Genomic DNA, 17,717 nt, shown 5'->3' on the forward strand with positions numbered 1-17,717 from the left:
CGATCGCTTCGACGCGATGAAGGACATGCTCACCGGCGGTGAGCTGGATGTGCTGACCGGGGACTACCTCGCCGAGCTGACCATGCTGATCCTGGGGCGGGACCGGCTGAAGGACCCGGGGGCCGGGTACGCGCGCACGTTCCTGCGGCAGTTGGAGGAGTGCCTGGGGCTGGCCCAGGAGCGGGGCGTGCGGATCGTGACCAACGCCGGGGGGCTCAACCCGGCGGGGCTCGCCGACGCCGTGCGGGGGCTCGCGGACCGGCTGGGGATCCCGGTACGGGTCGCCCATGTCGAGGGCGACGACCGCACCGCCGACCACCCCGGCAGCCTCGCCGCCCACGCCTACCTCGGCGGCTTCGGTATCGCGGCCTGTCTGCGCGCGGGCGCCGAGATCGTGGTGACCGGGCGGGTGACGGACGCGGCGCTGGTCACCGGCCCCGCCGCCGCGCACTTCGGCTGGGCCCCCACCGACCACGACCGGCTGGCGGGGGCCGTGGTCGCCGGGCATGTCCTGGAGTGCGGCACCCAGGCCACCGGCGGCAACTACGCCTTCTTCACCAGCCTCGGAAGCGCGCTCGGAAGCCCGCTCGGAACCGGCCTCGGAACCGGCCTCGGAGCCGAAGGGGCAGGACCGAGCGCGCTGCTGCTGCGGCGGCCCGGCTTCCCGCTCGCCGAGATCCACGCCGACGGCAGCTCCGTGATCACCAAGCACCCCGGTACCGGCGGTGTCGTGGACGTCGGCACCGTCACCGCGCAACTGCTGTACGAGACCGGCGGGGCCCGGTACGCCGGGCCCGATGTCACCGCGCGGCTGGACACCGTACGGCTCGGGCAGGACGGGCCGGACCGGGTGCGGATCGAGGGGGTGCGCGGTGAGGCCCCGCCGCCCACGCTCAAGGTCGGGCTCAACCGGCTCGGCGGGTTCCGCAACGAGGTTGCCTTTGTGCTCACCGGCCTCGACATCGAGGCCAAGGCGGCGCTGGTGCGGGCGCAGTTGCAGGACGCGCTGGCCACGTCGCCACCGGCGGAGGTCCGCTGGGACCTGGTCAGGACCGACCGGCCCGACGCCGACACCGAGGAGACCGCGAGCGCGCTGCTGCGGCTCGTCGTACGGGATCCCGACGAGACGAAGGTCGGGCGGGCGCTGAGCGGGGCGGCCGTGGAACTGGCCCTGGGGAGTTACCCCGGGTTCCATGTACTGGCCCCGCCGGGGAAGGGCTCGCCCTACGGGGTGTTCGAGGAGGCGTACGTCCCCCAGTCCCGCGTCGACCACATCGCCGTCCTGCCCGACGGCCGCCGCGTGCCGGTGACCCCGCCCGCCGAGACCCTCGTACTCGAACCACTCCCCGAGCCCGACGGCCGCCCCCACGAACCCTCCGGCCTCCCCGAACCGTTCCCGGTGGGGGCGACCCGGCGGGTGCCGCTCGGGCTGGTCGCCGGGGCCCGGAGCGGGGACAAGGGCGGGAATGCCAACGTCGGCGTGTGGGCGCGGTCGGAGGACGCCTGGCGATGGCTGGCGCACGAGCTGACCGTGGCGCGGTTCAGGGAACTGATCCCGGACAGCCGCGACCTCCCCGTCAGCCGCCACGCGCTGCCCCGGCTGCGGGCCCTGAACTTCGTCGTGGAGGGGATCCTCGGCGAGGGCGTCGCCGCGCAGGCCCGTTTCGACCCGCAGGCGAAGGCGCTCGGCGAATGGCTGCGCTCCCGCCACCTGGACATCCCGGAGGCCCTGCTGTGACCGTGCTGAAGACAGCGCTCGACCCCGCCGACCCCGACCACCGGGCCCACCGTGAGGCCATGCTCGCCAAGCTCGACGCGCTGGACGCCGAGCACGGCAAGGCGCTGGCGGGCGGCGGCGAGAAGTATGTGGCGCGGCACCGGGGGCGCGGCAAGCTCCTCGCCCGCGAGCGCGTCGAACTGCTGCTCGACCCGGACACCCCGTTCCTGGAACTGTCGCCGCTGGCCGCCTGGGGCAGCGAGTACCCGGTGGGCGCCTCGCTCGTCACCGGGATCGGTGTGGTGTCCGGCGTGGAGTGTCTGATCACGGCCAACGACCCGACCGTGCGCGGCGGTGCCAGCAACCCGTGGAGCCTGCGGAAGGCGCTGCGCGCCAACGACATCGCGCTCGCCAACCGGCTGCCCTGCATCAGCCTGGTGGAGTCCGGCGGCGCCGACCTGCCGTCCCAGAAGGAGATCTTCATCCCGGGCGGCGCCGTCTTCCGCGATCTCACCCGGCTATCGGCGGCCGGGATCCCCACCGTCGCCGTCGTCTTCGGCAACTCCACCGCCGGGGGCGCGTACATCCCCGGCATGTCGGACCACGTCATCATGGTCAAGGAGCGGGCCAAGGTCTTCCTCGGCGGTCCGCCGCTGGTGAAGATGGCGACCGGCGAGGAGAGCGACGACGAGTCGCTCGGCGGCGCCGAGATGCACGCCCGCACCTCCGGCCTCGCCGACCACTTCGCGGTGGACGAGCCCGACGCCCTGCGCCAGGCCCGCCGGGTGGTCGCCCGCCTCAACCACCGCAAGGCGTACGACGATCCGGGCCCGGCGGAGCCGCCCAAGTACGACCTCGAGGAACTGCTCGGCATCGTCCCCGGCGATCTCAAGGTCCCCTTCGACCCGCGCGAGGTGATCGCCCGGATCGTCGACGGCTCCGACTTCGACGAGTTCAAACCGCTGTACGGGACGAGCCTGGCGACCGGCTGGGCCCGGCTGCACGGCTACCCCGTCGGCATCCTCGCCAACGCCCAAGGCGTGATCTTCAGCGCGGAGTCGCAGAAGGCGGCCCAGTTCATCCAGCTCGCCAACCAGCGGAACATCCCGCTGCTCTTCCTCCACAACACCACCGGCTACATGGTCGGCAAGGAGTACGAGCAGGGCGGCATCATCAAACACGGCGCCATGATGATCAACGCCGTCAGCAACAGCCGGGTCCCCCACCTCTCCGTCCTCATGGGCGCGTCCTACGGCGCCGGCCACTACGGCATGTGCGGCCGGGCCTACGACCCGCGCTTCCTGTTCGCCTGGCCGAGTGCCAAGTCGGCCGTGATGGGCCCGCAGCAACTCGCGGGCGTCCTGTCGATCGTCGCCCGGCAGTCGGCGGCGGCCAAGGGACAGCCCTACGACGAGGAGGCCGACGCCGCCCTGCGCGCGATGGTCGAGGGGCAGATCGAGTCGGAGTCGCTGCCGATGTTCCTGTCCGGGCGGCTGTACGACGACGGCGTCATCGACCCGCGCGACACCCGTACGGTCCTCGGCCTGTGTCTCTCCGCCCTGCACACCGCGCCCTACGACGGCGTGCGCGGCGGCTTCGGCGTCTTCCGGATGTGAGGCGGATGACCCCCGTGACTCCCAAGAGCCCCCTGAACCCCGTAAACCCCCTGAACCCCGTGCACCCCGTGACCCCTGGGACTTCCACGACCCCCACACCCCCTCCGGCGTTCCCGATCTCCACCCTGCTGGTCGCCAACCGGGGCGAGATCGCCGTCCGGATCTTCCGCACCTGCCGCGACCTGGGTGTCCGGACCGTCGCCGTCCACTCCGACGCGGACGAGGGCGCGCTCCACACGCGCACGGCCGACACCGCCGTACGACTGCCGGGCTCCGCGCCCGCGGACACCTATCTGCGCGGTGACCTGATCGTGAGGGCGGCGCTGGCCGCCGGGGCCGACGCCGTCCACCCCGGCTACGGCTTCCTCTCCGAGAACGCCGGTTTCGCGCGCGCGGTGCGGGACGCCGGACTGCGCTGGATCGGACCGCCGCCCGAGGCGATCGAGGCGATGGCGTCCAAGACCCGCGCCAAGGAACTGATGGGGCTCGCCCCCCTCGGCGAGGTCACCGAGGCCGACCTCCCTGTCCTGGTGAAGGCGGCGGCGGGCGGCGGCGGACGCGGGATGCGGATCGTCCGGGACCTGGACCGGCTCCCCGACGCCCTGGCGGCGGCCCGCGCCGAGGCGGCGAGCGCGTTCGGCGACGGCGAGGTCTTCGTGGAGCCGTACGTCGAGCACGGCCGTCATGTCGAGGTGCAGGTCCTCGCCGACACCCACGGCACCGTGTGGACCCTCGGCACCCGGGACTGCTCCCTCCAGCGGCGCCACCAGAAGGTCGTGGAGGAGGCCCCGGCGCCGGGCCTGCCCCCGGGGCTGACGGAGGAGCTGTACACCCTCGCCGAGCGGGCCGCGCGCCGGGTGGAGTACGTCGGCGCGGGAACCGTCGAGTTCCTCGTCGCCGACGGCCGGGCCCACTTCCTGGAGATGAACACCCGCCTCCAGGTCGAACACCCCGTCACCGAGGCCGTCTTCGGCATCGACCTGGTCGCCGAACAGCTCCGGATCGCCGAGGGCCACGCCCTGCCCGCCGAGCCGCCGCCCCCGCGCGGCCACGCCGTCGAGGCCCGCCTGTACGCCGAGGACCCGGCCCGCGACTGGACCCCGCAGACCGGCACCCTGCACCGCCTCGCCGCCCCCGACGGCGTCCGCCTGGACACCGGCTACACCGACGGCGACACCATCGGCGTCCACTACGACCCGATGATCGCCAAGGTCGTCGCCCACGCCCCCACCCGCGCGGAGGCCCTGCGCAAGCTGTCCGGCGCCCTGGACCGCACGGCCGTCCACGGCCCGGCCACCAACCGGGACCTCCTCGTCCGCTCCCTGCGCCACGAGGAGTTCACGGCCGCCCGTATGGACACCGGCTTCTACGACCGCCACCTCGCCGACCTGACCGTCCCCGCCGCCGACCCGCTCGCCCCGCTGGCCGCCGCCCTCGCCGACAGCCACGGCCGCTCCCGCTTCGGCGGCTGGCGCAACGTCCCCTCCCGGCCCGCGTCCAAGCGGTATGTGATGGCGGGCGAGGAACACGAGGCCCGGTACCGCCACACGCGCGCGGGCGGCCTGGAGGCGGACGGGGTACGGGTTCTGGAGGTGGCCGCGGACCGGGTCGTCCTGGAAGCGGGCGGGCTGCGCCGCACATTCGCGGTCGCGCGCTACGGCGATGACCGGGTCTACGTCGACAACACCCCCCTGACCCCCGTCCCCCGCTTCCCCGACCCCACCGCCCAGCACGCCCCCGGCTCCCTCCTCGCCCCCATGCCCGGCACGGTGATCCGGGTGGCGGAGGGGCTGGCGGAGGGGGCCGAGGTGAAGGCCGGGCAGCCGCTGCTGTGGCTGGAGGCGATGAAGATGGAGCACCGGATCACGGCCCCGGTGACAGGAACCCTGACCGCCCTGAACGTGACCCCTGGCCAACAGGTGAACCTCGCCGCGCTGCTGGCGGTGGTGCGACCCACCTGAAGGGGCGCGGGGAACTGCGCGACCAGCCCCATCGAACCCGTACCCGGACGGAGCCCTCATGCCCACCAGCACAGAGTCCGAGGAACACCAGGCCCTACGATCCGCCGTCGCGGCCCTAGGCGCCCGCCACGGCCGCGACCACAACCGCCGGCACCTCTGGTCGGAGGCCGGGAAGCTCGGCTACCTCGGCGTCAACCTTCCGGAGGAACACGGCGGAGGCGGGGGCGGCATCACCGAACTCTCCATCGTCCTCGAAGAACTCGGCGCCGCGGGCTGCCCCCTGCTCATGCTGGTCGTCTCCCCGGCCATCTGCGGCACGGTCATCGCCCGCTTCGGCACCGAGGACCAGAAACGCGCCTGGCTGCCCGGCCTCGCGGACGGCACCCGGACGATGGCGTTCGGGATCACCGAGCCGGACGCCGGCTCCAACTCCCACCGCATCACCACCACCGCCCGCCGCGACGGCGCCGACTGGCTCCTGGCCGGCCGCAAGGTCTTCATCTCCGGCGTCGACATAGCCGACGCGACGCTCGTCGTCGGCCGCACCGAGGACGCCCGCACGGGCCGCCTCAAGCCCTGTCTCTTCATCGTCCCGCGCGACGCGCCGGGCTTCACCCGTCACCCGATCGACATGGAACTGCACGCCTTCGAGAAGCAGTTCGAGCTGGTCCTGGACGACGTACGGCTGCCGTCGGAGGCGCTGGTCGGCGACGAGGACGCCGGGCTGCTGCAGCTGTTCGCCGGACTCAACCCGGAGCGCGTCATGACCGCCGCGTTCGCCATCGGCATGGGACGGTACGCGCTGTCCCGGGCGGTCGCCTACGCGCGTGAACGCACCGTCTGGCAAGCCCCCATCGGCGCCCACCAGGCCATCGCCCACCCGCTCGCCCAGTCCCACATCGAACTGGAACTGGCCCGCCTGATGATGCAGCGGGCGGCGGCGCTGTACGACGCGGGCGACGACGCCGGTGCGGGCGAGGCCGCCAACATGGCCAAGTACGCGGCCGGAGAAGCCTGCGTGAAGGCCGTCGACCAGTCCGTGCACACCCTCGGCGGCAACGGCCTGACCCGCGAGTACGGGCTCGCCTCCCTGATCACGGCCGCACGGGTGGCGCGTATCGCACCGGTGAGCCGGGAAATGATCCTGAACTACGTCTCGCACCAATCCCTGGGCCTGCCCAAGTCCTACTGAGCCCCCTGAAACACCGGCCGGCACAGCTCTCCTGATCCAGCCCAGCTTCCCCGATCCGGCACAGCTCTCTCGATCCGACACAGCTTCCCCGATCCAGGCAGCTCTCCCGATCCAGCACAGCTCTTCCGACCCAGCACAGCGTCGTGCGAGGAGGAACGATGTTCCGGAGCCAGTACGCGGATGTCCCCCCGGTCGACCTGCCCATCCACGACGCCGTGCTGGGCCGTGCCGCCGAGTTCGGCGACGCGCCCGCGCTGATCGACGGCACGGACGGCACCACCCTCACCTACGCGCAGGTAGACCGCTTCCACCGGCGCGTCGCCGCCGGACTCGCGGAGGCGGGCGTCCGCAAGGGGGACGTGCTCGCGCTGCACAGCCCGAACACCGTGGCGTTCCCGACCGCGTTCTACGCCGCCACCCGCGCGGGCGCCTCGGTCACCACCGTGCATCCGCTCGCCACGCCCGAGGAGTTCGCGAAGCAGCTCACCGACTCCGCCGCCCGCTGGATCGTCACCGTGTCCCCGCTGCTGGCGTCGGCCCGCCGCGCGGCGGAACTCGCCGGGGGAGTGCGGGAGATCTTCGTCTGCGACAGCGCGCCCGGCCATCGCTCCCTCGCCGACCTGCTCGCCGGTACCGGGCCCGAGCCGGCCGTCGACCTCGACCCGGTCGACGACGTGGCCGTGCTGCCGTACTCCTCGGGCACCACCGGCACCCCCAAGGGCGTGATGCTCACCCATCGGCAGATCGCCACCAACCTCGCCCAGCTCACGACCTCCGTGATGCCCTCGGGCCCCGGCGACCGCATCCTCGCCGTCCTGCCGTTCTTCCACATCTACGGGCTGACCGCCCTGATGAACGCCCCGCTGAAGCAGGGCGCCACCGTCGTGGTGCTGCCCCGCTTCGAGCTGGAGACCTTCCTCGCGGCCATCCAGAACCACCGCATCACCGGGCTGTACGTCGCCCCGCCGATCGTCCTCGCCCTCGCCAAGCACCCGGCGGTCGCGCGCTACGACCTGTCCTGCCTGCGGTACATCATCAGCGCCGCCGCCCCGCTGGACGCGACCCTCGCCACGGCCTGCTCGCGCCGGCTGAACCTGCCGCCGGTGGGTCAGGCGTACGGCATGACCGAACTCTCCCCGGGGACCCACGTCGTGCCCCTGGCCGCGATGCGCGAGGCGCCGTCCGGCACGGTCGGCCGACTGATCCCCGGCACCGAGATGCGGATCGTCTCCCTGGACGACCCCGGCCGGGACCTCGGCCCCGGTGAGCGCGGCGAGATCCTCATCCGCGGCCCCCAGGTGATGAAGGGCTACCTCGGCCGCCCCGAGGCCACCGCCGAGATGATCGACCCGGACGGCTGGCTGCACACCGGGGACGTCGGGCGGGTGGACGAGGACGGCTGGCTGTTCGTCGTGGACCGGGTCAAGGAGCTGATCAAGTACAAGGGGTTCCAGGTGGCCCCCGCCGAACTGGAGGCCCTGCTCCTGACCCACCCCGGCATCGCCGACGCGGCCGTCATCGGCGGCCACGACGACGACGGCAACGAGGTCCCGCACGCCTACGTCGTCCGCCAGCCGTCCGCCGCCGACCTCACCGAGGACGAGGTGATGACGTATGTCGCCGAGCGCGTCTCCCCGTACAAGCGGGTGCGGCGGGTGACGTTCATCGACGGGGTGCCCCGGGCGGCCTCCGGGAAGATACTCCGGCGCGAACTGCGCGAACTGCGCGAACTGCGCGAACTGCGGGAGCGGCCGTGAGGGCAGAGGGGGAAGAAGCCATGACCATGGCCTTGATCGGCCGTACGCGCGCAAGGGGCGTCGAGACACTGGCCCTCGACTCGCCGGACAACCGCAACGCCCTGTCGGCCGCCCTGGTCGCCGAACTGGCCGGCGCGCTCGCCGACTGCGGCGGGGACGACGGGGTCCGCGCGGTCGTCCTCACCCACACCGGCACCACCTTCAGCGCGGGCGCGGATCTGCGGAACCCGCCCGCGCCCGAGGCCCTCGTCGGTCTGCTGCGGGCCCTGGTGGAGCTGCCGAAGCCGGTCGTCGCCCGGGTGACCGGACATGCCCGCGCGGGCGGCCTCGGTCTGCTGGCCGCCTGCGATCTCGCCGCCGCCGCCGACACCGCGAGCTTCGCCTTCACCGAGGTCCGCGTCGGGGTCGCCCCGGCCGTGATCTCCCTGCCCCTGCTGGACCGTACCGACCCGCGCGCCCTCGCCCGCTACTACCTCACCGGGGAACGCTTCGACGCCGCCGAGGCCACCCGGATCGGCCTGGTCACGGCCTCGGGCCCGGACGTGGACGCCGTACTCGCCCCCGTCCTCGACGGGCTGCGCGCCGCCGAGCCGCGCGCCCTGACCGAGACCAAACGACTCCTCACGGCTAGGGTGCTGGAGTCCTTCGACCGGGACGCGGACGCCCTGACCGCGCTCTCGGCCCGGCTGTTCGCCTCCCCGCAGGCCCGCGAGGGGATGACGGCCTTCCTGGAACGACGGGATCCGCGATGGGTGCTGTGAGCGCAGATGACGTGAGCGCAGGTGCTGTGAGCGCAGATGACGTGAGCACGAGTGACGTGAGGCGGGTGCGGAGGTGACCGGCATGGGCGGTACGGGCACGGTCGACCGCGCACCCAAGCAGGACCGCAGCCGCGCCACCCGGCAGCGGCTCCTGGAGGCCGCCGTGGCCTGTCTCGCCGAGCACGGCTGGGCGGGCTCCACGGTCTCCGCCGTCGCCGAACGCGCGGGCGTCTCCCGGGGCGCCGCGCAGCACCACTTCCCGACCCGCGAGGACCTGTTCACCGCGGCCGTCGAGTACGTCGCCGAGGAACGCTCGACCGCCCTGCGCGCCCTGTTCCCCGACGGCGCGGCCGACGACCGGCGCGCGGTGGTCGCCGCGCTGGTGGACCTCTACACGGGCCCGCTGTTCCGCGCGGCCCTGCACCTGTGGGTCGCCGCGTCCGACGAGGAGCAGTTGCGCGTCCGGGTCACCGAGCTGGAGGCCCGCGTCGGCCGCGAGACCCATCGCATCGCGGTCGAACTCCTCGCCGCCGACGAGACCCGCCCCGGCGTCCGCGAGACCGTCCAGGGCCTCCTGGACATGGCCCGCGGCCTCGGCCTCGCCAATCTCCTCACCGATGACGCGGCCCGCCGCGAGCGGGTGGTGGCCCAGTGGGGGGAGATGGTGGAACGGGAGCTGAGCTGAGCCGACCCTCGCGCGTTCCTCCCTCAGGGAGCCAGCCGCTCCACTTCCCACGCCCCGTCCGGCCGGGCCACGTACCGCAGCCGGTCGTGGAGCCGGTTCTCGCGGCCCTGCCAGAACTCCACCGTCCCCGGCACCACCCGGAACCCGCCCCAGTGCGGCGGCACCGGCACCTGCTCGCCCTCCGGGTAGCGGGTCGCCAACGCGGCGTACGAGGCGTCGAGTTCGGCGCGGTCCGCGACCACCGAGGACTGGGGGCTGGCCCAGGCGCCGAGCCGGGAGCCGTGCGGGCGGGAGCGGAAGTACGCGGCGGTCTCGTCCCGCCCGGTGCGCTCGGCCGTGCCCGAGACGATGACCTGCCGGGCCATCGGATGCCAGGGGAAGAGCAGGGAGACGTAGGGGTTCGCGGTCAGGTCGCGGCCCTTGCGGGAGTCGTAGTTGGTGTAGAAGACGAAGCCCCGCGCGTCGAAGTGCTTCAGCAGCACTGTGCGGGAGCTGGGCCGGCCCTCGGCGTCCGCCGTGGACACCACCATCGCGTTCGGCTCGAAGAGCCGCGCCTCGGTCGCCGCCTGCCGGAACCAGCGCGCGAACTGCTCCACCGGCGTGGCCGCCAGGTCCCCCTCGGCCAGGCCCTCGGCCCGGTACTGCATACGCATCGAGGCGGGATCGGGAGCGGTGGGATCGAGATCGCGATCGGTCACGCGGGTATCTTGCCGCATCGGTCGGCGCCCGATGCGTCGGAGTGGCCTTGATCACCACATGGCACTCAGTGCCGCGCCCTCTCCCCAAAGATGGCACTCACGACTATCGTGCTGGGTGCCGTCCGGTCGGATGACCGCCGCCCGCACGGGCATCACCAGGGTGACGCCCAGGACCGCGAGTCCCGAGGACCGTGGATCCGTCCGACGCACCCGTCCCGGCCTGCCGGCCGCCGGCCTCCGGGCCCCGCCGCTTCCCATCCGCCGTACCCACCCCGAGTCACCGCCGTACCCACCCCGAGTCACCGCCCGTACGCATCCCAAGGAGCCGTCTGATGTCCGAAGTCGTACCCGGTTTCGTACCCGGTTTCGTGCCCGGACTCGAAGGAGTCGTCGCGTTCGAGACGGAGATCGCCGAACCGGACAAGGAAGGCGGTGCCCTGCGGTACCGCGGTGTGGATATCGAGGACCTGGTCGGCCAGGTGTCCTTCGGCAATGTCTGGGGCCTGCTCGTCGACGGCGCCTTCGACCCCGGTCTGCCGCCCGCCGAGCCGTTCCCGCTGCCCGTGCACTCCGGGCGAGGACCGGCTACCGGTGCAAGGGATCCCGCAGCATTGTCGCGAAGGTCGGTGAGTCGTCGAACGGCTGCTGGGGGCCGATGTCCCGGTACCCCCAGGACTCGTACACCGCTTTCACTCGGCCGCCGGAGCTGCCGGGATCTACAAGTAGCGTGGCACGTGCCTCAGTGCGCTCGGCCAGTAGCTTCTCATGCAGCGCGCGGGATGCGCCTCTGCCAGCAGTACCTCGGTGTGCCTCCCGTACAAGGACTTCGTTGACAGCGAAGGTCCGGCTCCCCGTCTCTGTTGTGAACTCCTCCGTCGGCGCCTGGTGCATGGTTGACCACCACAACGAGCCGGGAGCGAGTGGGACTCCGAAGACGTATCCGGCCGGCTCGTCGCCGTGGAAGGCGATGACGGCCTCCCAGCCAGGTCGGGAGGCGTAGCGAGACAGCCGCTCGTCAAATCTGTCCACTGCGTTGAACGACTGGTTCATCAATCCGAAATCGCCCCGGACTTCCGCGTGGACGTTCAGGAAGAGTTGCCGGTACTTCTCTACGTCACTGGTGCGCAGCAGCATCAGTGATTTGGACTCCGTCATATGACTGCCGTTCGATAACGGGCCTGCCAGTCGCAGACCTCGGGGCTGGTGGGGGCCGCGGTGCTGGCCAGGCTGGTGAAAGGGTCAATGAGCCTGCGGATACGGGGGCGCCGCAGCATCTCGTCCGGGATGGCCTGCGCAGTGGCCACAGCCTGTTCGAGTTCCCCTTGGTGGAGTTGAGCTGTGGCAAGATTCGACGCGACCAATGCATGGTTGCGCCGCATGGCTGGGCGTAGGAATGACAGGCTTCGGTGCGCGTGCCTTTCGGCCTCGGGCCACTGCTCCAGGATCATATGGGCGCGCATGGCGAGATGGTCGAGTTCTGCTTGGTCGTAGTAGTCGAACCAGCTTGGACGACGCTTCTCGGGCGCGCGATTCAGTGCCTTCTGGGCGAGGTCCAGATAGCGCCTGGTGTTGGTGACATCCCGGAGCCCTGCGTGAGCCACCGCGAGCCGCGCCATGGCCTGTGACGCGAACAGCGGATCGCTTCGGGTGATAGATGTCACTTTGCACCGCTCGGCCGCTGCGAGGGCGTCTGTCGGACGGTCCAGTTGGATGTAGAGGACGCAGGCGTGGCTCCAGACCCGAAACTCGGTGGCAGCGTCACCGGACAGGCCGGCGAGGCGGATCGTCTTGTCCATGTGCTGTTCGGCCACATCGAGTCTGCGGCCGTCGATGGCGGCCCACATGGCGTTGTTGGCGAATGCGGCGGCCAGCATGTACAGCTCAGAGCGAATGCGTGCTGATGCGGTATGGGCCTTCTGGAGTTCAACCACTTTGCGCGCGAGGTCTGCTGAGTGCTGCTCTATCTCAGGAGTGCCGCCATACCTGTCGTCCTCTACGACCCATGCCGAGAGAGCGGCTTGGAACCCCGCCACATCGTCGGAGCTTAGGCGGTTGCGGCGCGGCTCTGCCCTGCCCGGAATAACGGCGGCGGCAGCCGCGGTCATGAGAGTTCGTCGGTACAAGGGATCATCCTCTGGAGGTAGAGAGTTTGTCTCTATCCTCCCCCGCGGGACGAACCCTAACTCAACATACGTTCGACCGGTCACTCTCTCTAAAGCAGTCCTCAGCACGGAGTTCGGTGACCGGTGTTCACCTCGGAGCAGCTTGTAGATGTGGCTCGGCTCAACCGCTCCGGGCCGCCCTGTCAGGTCGCCGATCTCGGTGTTGACCTTGGCGGCCAGCTCTCTGACCTTCATTCCGTGGTCCTCAAGCCACTCACCGAGCATCTCGTTCCGTGTCTCCACCATGACAGAACGTTAAGGCTTGCGGTCGGACAGAAAGTAAAGGGAAGGTGAAAACGACACTGGTCTGCAAGCGAGTCACCGGCAATACGCCATACACATCCCCGATCCGTACCTGTTGGCTTCTTGCAAGCGCAGCCAAGGGCCGACCCTCCCCTGGCGCTCCCCCCTCTTCTGCCTTCAGAGGACGCGATGAAGACAACAGTCGTAGGCTCTCGCGCGGTTCCGCACCGCCCCGGGACTGTGATGGACGAGCGGATCGCGGTCGAGCCACGAGACCGAGGAACTCCGGTCCCAGCAGAGGACGCGCACCGCGTAGGCATCCTGCGCCGGACTGCCGCCGCCAGGCTCCGGCACGCCGGGCTGGGGGAGTTGATCGATTCGGTCGGGCTCGTCGTGTCCGAGATGGTGACGAACGCGCTACGCCATAGCGGTACGTGCGAGATCCGCCTGGTGCTGGATGTCCAAGACGGCTTCCTCACCGTGGTTGTCATCGACGGGATGCCCGGGAAGGCGACGCCCATCACGCCGGCGGCGGTGACCTCCGAGTCCGGGCGCGGCCTGTTGATCGTGCAGAGCGTGGCCGAGGACCACGGCGGAACCTGGGGGGTCTCGGAATCTGGTGCCCAGACGTGGTGCCAACTCGCCGTGCCCATTCAACAGGCCGCCCAGTGACGGCGGCGCCCGCCATCGCGGGCTTACGCGCTGCCGAGTGCGCTGCCGAGCTGGGCTTCGACGCGGAGGGCCTGGCGCGGCTCCGGTCGAAAGTCCAAACGTGGGCGCCGTACATCGACGGCCTGCTGCTCGCGGACCTGGCTGTCGTGCTTGACGACTACATGCCCGGCAAGGACGAGTCCGAGGTGCTCGGCGGGCGCCTTCGCGGCCACCTGATGCGCCTCGTACGACTCTCTTCGCGTCTGGACCGCCGCGGCGACGTGCCGTCTTACGGAAACCCGGTCCGTGCCCGCCAGCACCTCTTGGTCCTGACCCGCCACCAGAAAGGACGTTTCCGATGACCAGTGCCCTGCCCGCCCGGCTTCTCCACCTGGAGTCAGCGGAGGATCCCGCGATCACGGCCCTGCGCCATGATCTGGCGGAGCGGCTCGATGAGGCCGACCTCCGGGTGCGGATCGAGCCCGCCCCCGGCGACACCGCCATGTCCATGATCATCTATCAATGCGAGTCCCCGTTCGCCAGCGTGCCCGAGGCCGAGGCATGGCTGGGGCGGGAGGCCCCCGGCCTCGCGACGGTACGACTGGACGACCTGGCGGATCTGCCCGCCATCGACCTGCCGACCGCGCAGGCCGCGGAGCGCCTCACGGAGATCCTGCTCACCGCGCATGCCCGGACCCGCGCCGCGGCCATCGCCCTGTGTGAGGCCCTGGCCCCCCACGCCCTTCCGGGCATCGACGTCCTGGGTCGGCTCCGGGTGCAGCTCCGGCTCCGCGACAGCGCCGAGCTGGACACCGCGCAGCTCCTCGCATGCCTGCTGGAAGCGCCAGGACTGGACGACGACCTCAAGCTGGAGCGCACGGACGATCTGCACAGGATGGCCGAGCGATTGTCGTGGCTCCTGACCGGCGTCACCGGGGCCCGTGTCGCGGCCCAGGCCGTACGGGAGAGCCCGCACCAAGCGGACGAGATAGCAGTCACCCTGTCGTGCCTCCAGGCCACCGCACTTGCTGGACGCCTCACGGCCGGGGCCGCCTCGTGAGCACTCCGGCCGCCGGGCAGACGCCACCCCCGACGCAACGCCCGACCCACGCCGGGACATCACACACCCCGTCCACAAAGGAGAGTGACATGACCAGTGACACCGCGAACAGCCTCGCCCGGTACACCACGCCCCCACCACGCCGGATGGGCGTCCAGGCCCTGATCACACGCGATCTGGCCATCGGCATGGTCACGCGCCCATACCTGGGAGAAGAACGCTGGAGCCTTCCCGGCGGCCACGCCCCCGCGAACACCCCACCCAGCCTCGCTCTCGGCCACGCCCTCGACACGCGGCTGGGTGCCCAGGCGATCATCGGGCGCCTGCTGGCCGTCGACTACGTCCCCCAGGGCACGTACCCGGAGGGCACCGTGTTCGTCTACCACGTGGAGCTGCCCCCCGGCGTCGAGCCCGCAGTCACGAACACCGGCGGGTACGGCGAGTGGCGCTGGATCGCCCGCGATGAAATCGGCAACTTCGCCGAAGGGCACGCCTATAAGCGGATCCAGGCAACCCTGCGCGCCTACCGAACCGGCGGTACCGCCGACCTGAGTTACGGCGGGCCCGAGCCTACGACGTGCTCGTGTGACCTCAGCCCTAGGCCAGCGGACGGCGCTGGTGGGGCCGCGACACAGTCGGCGGTGTCGCGGCCCTCTGCACCACACCACAAGAGACCCCTTGGCGGCCCCCAGGACCGGACGAGCCACCAGCACTGAGCAGCGCCGATCTGTCTGGACTTGCTCTACTCAAGCAGGCGACCGAACCACGAAGCTGAGCACCCCCACGATCTGGAGGCAAAACCATGGAAATTGGAACGGTGAAACCCTATGGCCTCACCCGTATGAAGCCATTCCCCGGATCGACTGCGACGGAGGAAGCGGCCACGGCGGTACTCGACCCGGACACCCAGACCGCAATCTGGACCGGGACTGATGCGCATGGCCTGCCGACCCTGGACCGGCACAAGAGGAGCCAGACGGTCAAGGAGACGCGCACGCAGACCTCGCTGGACAGCACTCCCGACGAGGGCAGCGATCAGCAGGGAGAACAGGATTGACCCCGCCGTCACCCGTCGTCGTCGTGACCTGCCTGGACGATCCCACCGCCGATCTCGTGATCAGTGAGCTGGCGCGGCGCCGGGTGCCCGTGGTCAGGCTTGATCCGGGAGACTTCCCCAGCGAGGTCACGGTGAGGGCCGACCTGGGTGAATCCGGGCTCGGCGGCACCCTCCGCACCACCACGAGATCCCTGGCGCTGGACCATGTGCGCTCGGTGTACTGGCGGCGCCCCCGACCGTACGCGGGCCCGCCGGGACTCGACAGCCCGGAAAGCGAGTGGTGCGCCGAACAGGCCCGGTACGGCCTCGGCGGCATCCTCGCAGCCCTTCTCCCGGAGTCGCATTACGTGAACCACCCTTGGGCGAACCGGGCCGCGGAGCAGAAGCCCGCGCAGCTCACCGCTGCTGCCGGCGGTGGATTCCGCGTACCGCCGACGCTACTGACGAACGACCCGCGCGCGGCACGCGACTTCACGGAAGAGTACGGCCGCGTCGTCTACAAGCCGCTCTACAACAGTGACTACGCCGATGAGGACGGCCGCGCTCTGACGGTGTGGGTCGAAGAGATCACCCCGGACGAGCTGAATGCCGGTGTCGCAGTCACCCTGCACCTCTTCCAGCAGCGTGTGGAGAAGGTCGCGGATGTTCGGCTCACCGCAGTCGGCGACAACCTGTTCGCCGTCCGGATCGACGGATCCCCCGGTCTCGACTGGCGCCGCCACTACGATGCGCTCCGCTACACCCTGATCGAGACACCACCAGAAATTGCGAAGGCCGTCCAGGCGTATCTCACGCACTTCCGTCTGACCTTCGGGGCCTTCGACTTCGGGCTCGATCCGACCGGTGGCTGGCACTTCTACGAATGCAATCCCAACGGCCAGTTCGCCTGGTTCCCTGACCACATCACCACCCGGATCGTCCACGCGATCGCCGACCAGCTCCAGCAACCGCACCGAGGTCCCCGATGACGTCTTCCCCCCTCCGCCACGGCCTTGCCGACGCTCTGGCCGCGAAGGGCCACCTGACCGACCCGGCATGGCGCGCGGCCGTCGAACACGTCCCCCGGGAACTCTTCCTCGGCGACACGGTGTTCCGCCCCGACGGCACCCTCTGGGAGCCCGTCAGCCGTGCGAGCGTCGGCGATGACGCGTGGCAGCGCCTGACGTACCAGGACACCACTTGGGTCACCCAGGTCGACGGAATCGGCGCCCAGCACGCCCAGGGCGCCATCTCCGGGCATCCGACCTCGTCCAGTACCCTGCCCTCCCATGTCGTACGCATGCTGGAGTTGGCCGACCTGGGTGAAGGCGACAAGGTTCTGGAAATCGGCACGGGAACCGGCTACTCGACGGCCATCCTGTGCCACCGGCTCGGCAACGCTTCGGTGTGCTCGGTGGAGTACGACAAGGACGTGGCCGCAGCCGCCGCGCAGCACCTCGCCGCCGCGGGCTACTCACCGAACCTCGTTGTCGGTGACGGCCTGGACGGACACCACGAGGGTGCTGAGTACTCCACGGTGATCGCGACCTGCGCCGTCCGCTCCGTTCCACCACCCTGGGTGTGGCAGCTCAAGGACGGCGGGAGCATCGTCACCACCCTCAACGGGTGGATGGCCGGCTCCGGCCTCATCCGCCTCACCCTGGACGACGAAGGCATGGCCCGGGGGCGGTTCACCGGTGACCAGATCTCCTACATGCTCGCCCGACCCCACGAACGCCCGCCTCGACCCACCTTCTACCAGCGTCCCGGCTCCGTACGGCAGACCGAAGTGTCCCCCGATCTCCTGGGTCGCGGTGTCGCAAAATTCGTCGCCCAGCTCGCGGCTCCCTCCGCCGAACTGATCAGCATCGGATCCGACGTCGCACTGATCGACGTCGCCACTGGATCCCAGGCGTGGACGGAATCCGGCAGCGGCGGCTGGAGCTGGACGGTCCACCAGGACGGCCCGCTGCGCCTCTGGGACCAGGTCGAGGCCGCGCTCGACGTGTGGCAGCAGGCCGGCGCTCCCGATCAGACCGCATTCGGCATGACCGTGAACGACTGGGACCAGATCGTCTGGCTGGGCGACCCCGACGGGCCGCAATGGCGACTGCCCACCTGAACCAGCTGCGGTAGGCCGCCCCAGCGTGTGCAGACCGCATTCAAAGCGCTGAGAAC

At 70.9% G+C, this 17,717-nt stretch carries 17 protein-coding genes and 1 pseudogene; 15 read left to right on the top strand and 3 right to left on the bottom strand.

Annotated features, from left to right (window positions below):
• Positions 1-16 precede the first annotated feature (16 nt).
• The 7 genes from ACIQNG_RS14975 (at position 17) to ACIQNG_RS15005 (ending at position 9,689) form a co-directional block, all read left to right on the top strand.
• On the top strand, positions 17-1,738 hold the full coding sequence (locus ACIQNG_RS14975) for an acyclic terpene utilization AtuA family protein (RefSeq protein ID WP_401485689.1): 1,722 nt from the start codon (positions 17-19) through the stop codon (positions 1,736-1,738).
• A complete protein-coding gene (locus ACIQNG_RS14980) occupies positions 1,735-3,333 on the top strand; it encodes an acyl-CoA carboxylase subunit beta (protein WP_401485189.1) in 1,599 nt (532 codons plus the stop codon). Before ACIQNG_RS14975 ends, ACIQNG_RS14980 begins: the two co-directional genes overlap by 4 nt.
• A 5-nt stretch (positions 3,334-3,338) precedes the next feature.
• On the top strand, positions 3,339-5,294 hold the full coding sequence (locus ACIQNG_RS14985) for an acetyl/propionyl/methylcrotonyl-CoA carboxylase subunit alpha (protein WP_401485191.1): 1,956 nt from the start codon (positions 3,339-3,341) through the stop codon (positions 5,292-5,294).
• A gap of 58 nt (positions 5,295-5,352) precedes the next feature.
• Positions 5,353-6,486, top strand: coding sequence for an acyl-CoA dehydrogenase family protein (locus ACIQNG_RS14990; RefSeq protein ID WP_401485195.1), 1,134 nt, complete (start codon positions 5,353-5,355; stop codon positions 6,484-6,486).
• Between the two features lie 158 nt (positions 6,487-6,644).
• A complete protein-coding gene (locus ACIQNG_RS14995) occupies positions 6,645-8,243 on the top strand; it encodes a 4-coumarate--CoA ligase family protein (RefSeq protein ID WP_401485197.1) in 1,599 nt (532 codons plus the stop codon).
• Positions 8,244-8,269: 26 nt separating this feature from the next.
• The gene (locus ACIQNG_RS15000; RefSeq protein ID WP_401485691.1) at positions 8,270-9,004 is read left to right on the top strand and encodes an enoyl-CoA hydratase family protein; all 735 of its coding nucleotides are present in this window, start codon (positions 8,270-8,272) and stop codon (positions 9,002-9,004) included.
• Between the two features lie 82 nt (positions 9,005-9,086).
• Positions 9,087-9,689 carry a TetR/AcrR family transcriptional regulator gene (locus ACIQNG_RS15005; RefSeq protein WP_401428325.1) on the top strand — a complete coding sequence of 201 codons (603 nt, stop codon included), beginning with the start codon at positions 9,087-9,089 and terminating at the stop codon, positions 9,687-9,689.
• 23 nt (positions 9,690-9,712) lie between these two features.
• On the opposite strand, the gene pdxH is transcribed toward ACIQNG_RS15005, so the two are convergent.
• A complete protein-coding gene (gene pdxH, locus ACIQNG_RS15010) occupies positions 9,713-10,405 on the bottom strand; it encodes a pyridoxamine 5'-phosphate oxidase (RefSeq protein WP_401485199.1) in 693 nt (230 codons plus the stop codon).
• Positions 10,406-10,719: 314 nt separating this feature from the next.
• On the opposite strand from pdxH, the pseudogene ACIQNG_RS15015 reads away from it, so the two are divergent.
• A pseudogene (locus ACIQNG_RS15015) lies at positions 10,720-10,962 on the top strand (citrate/2-methylcitrate synthase); the annotation flags it as partial.
• A 10-nt stretch (positions 10,963-10,972) separates the two neighbouring features.
• Here the strand turns inward: ACIQNG_RS15015 and ACIQNG_RS15020 are convergent.
• Both ACIQNG_RS15020 and ACIQNG_RS15025 read right to left on the bottom strand, forming a co-directional pair.
• Positions 10,973-11,521 (bottom strand): N-acetyltransferase, encoded by a 549-nt coding sequence (locus ACIQNG_RS15020; protein WP_401485201.1) that lies wholly within the window; start codon positions 11,519-11,521, stop codon positions 10,973-10,975.
• A 17-nt stretch (positions 11,522-11,538) separates the two neighbouring features.
• On the bottom strand, positions 11,539-12,795 hold the full coding sequence (locus ACIQNG_RS15025) for a Tat pathway signal protein (RefSeq protein WP_401485202.1): 1,257 nt from the start codon (positions 12,793-12,795) through the stop codon (positions 11,539-11,541).
• A 240-nt stretch (positions 12,796-13,035) separates the two neighbouring features.
• Between ACIQNG_RS15025 and ACIQNG_RS15030 the strand changes: the two genes are divergently transcribed.
• The 7 genes from ACIQNG_RS15030 (at position 13,036) to tgmC (ending at position 17,661) form a co-directional block, all read left to right on the top strand.
• On the top strand, positions 13,036-13,464 hold the full coding sequence (locus tag ACIQNG_RS15030; RefSeq protein WP_401428333.1) for an ATP-binding protein: 429 nt from the start codon (positions 13,036-13,038) through the stop codon (positions 13,462-13,464).
• Complete coding sequence (locus ACIQNG_RS15035; RefSeq protein ID WP_401485205.1) at positions 13,461-13,805, top strand: hypothetical protein; 345 nt, start codon at positions 13,461-13,463, stop codon at positions 13,803-13,805. Before ACIQNG_RS15030 ends, ACIQNG_RS15035 begins: the two co-directional genes overlap by 4 nt.
• The gene (locus ACIQNG_RS15040) at positions 13,802-14,503 is read left to right on the top strand and encodes a hypothetical protein (RefSeq protein ID WP_401485207.1); all 702 of its coding nucleotides are present in this window, start codon (positions 13,802-13,804) and stop codon (positions 14,501-14,503) included. The genes ACIQNG_RS15035 and ACIQNG_RS15040 overlap by 4 nt, the downstream gene beginning before the upstream one ends.
• Before the next feature lie 89 nt (positions 14,504-14,592).
• Positions 14,593-15,219 (top strand): hypothetical protein, encoded by a 627-nt coding sequence (locus ACIQNG_RS15045; protein WP_401485209.1) that lies wholly within the window; start codon positions 14,593-14,595, stop codon positions 15,217-15,219.
• 86 nt (positions 15,220-15,305) lie between these two features.
• Positions 15,306-15,560 carry a putative ATP-grasp-modified RiPP gene (gene tgmA, locus ACIQNG_RS15050; protein WP_401485211.1) on the top strand — a complete coding sequence of 85 codons (255 nt, stop codon included), beginning with the start codon at positions 15,306-15,308 and terminating at the stop codon, positions 15,558-15,560.
• Positions 15,557-16,528, top strand: coding sequence for an ATP-grasp ribosomal peptide maturase (tgmB, locus tag ACIQNG_RS15055; RefSeq protein ID WP_401485213.1), 972 nt, complete (start codon positions 15,557-15,559; stop codon positions 16,526-16,528). The genes tgmA and tgmB overlap by 4 nt, the downstream gene beginning before the upstream one ends.
• The gene (tgmC, locus tag ACIQNG_RS15060; RefSeq protein ID WP_401485214.1) at positions 16,525-17,661 is read left to right on the top strand and encodes an ATP-grasp peptide maturase system methyltransferase; all 1,137 of its coding nucleotides are present in this window, start codon (positions 16,525-16,527) and stop codon (positions 17,659-17,661) included. Before tgmB ends, tgmC begins: the two co-directional genes overlap by 4 nt.
• Positions 17,662-17,717 lie beyond the last annotated feature (56 nt).

Origin of the sequence: Streptomyces sp. NPDC091377, from assembly GCF_044757045.1 — a bacterium.
In the GTDB taxonomy this organism is placed as follows: Bacteria; Actinomycetota; Actinomycetes; order Streptomycetales; family Streptomycetaceae; genus Streptomyces.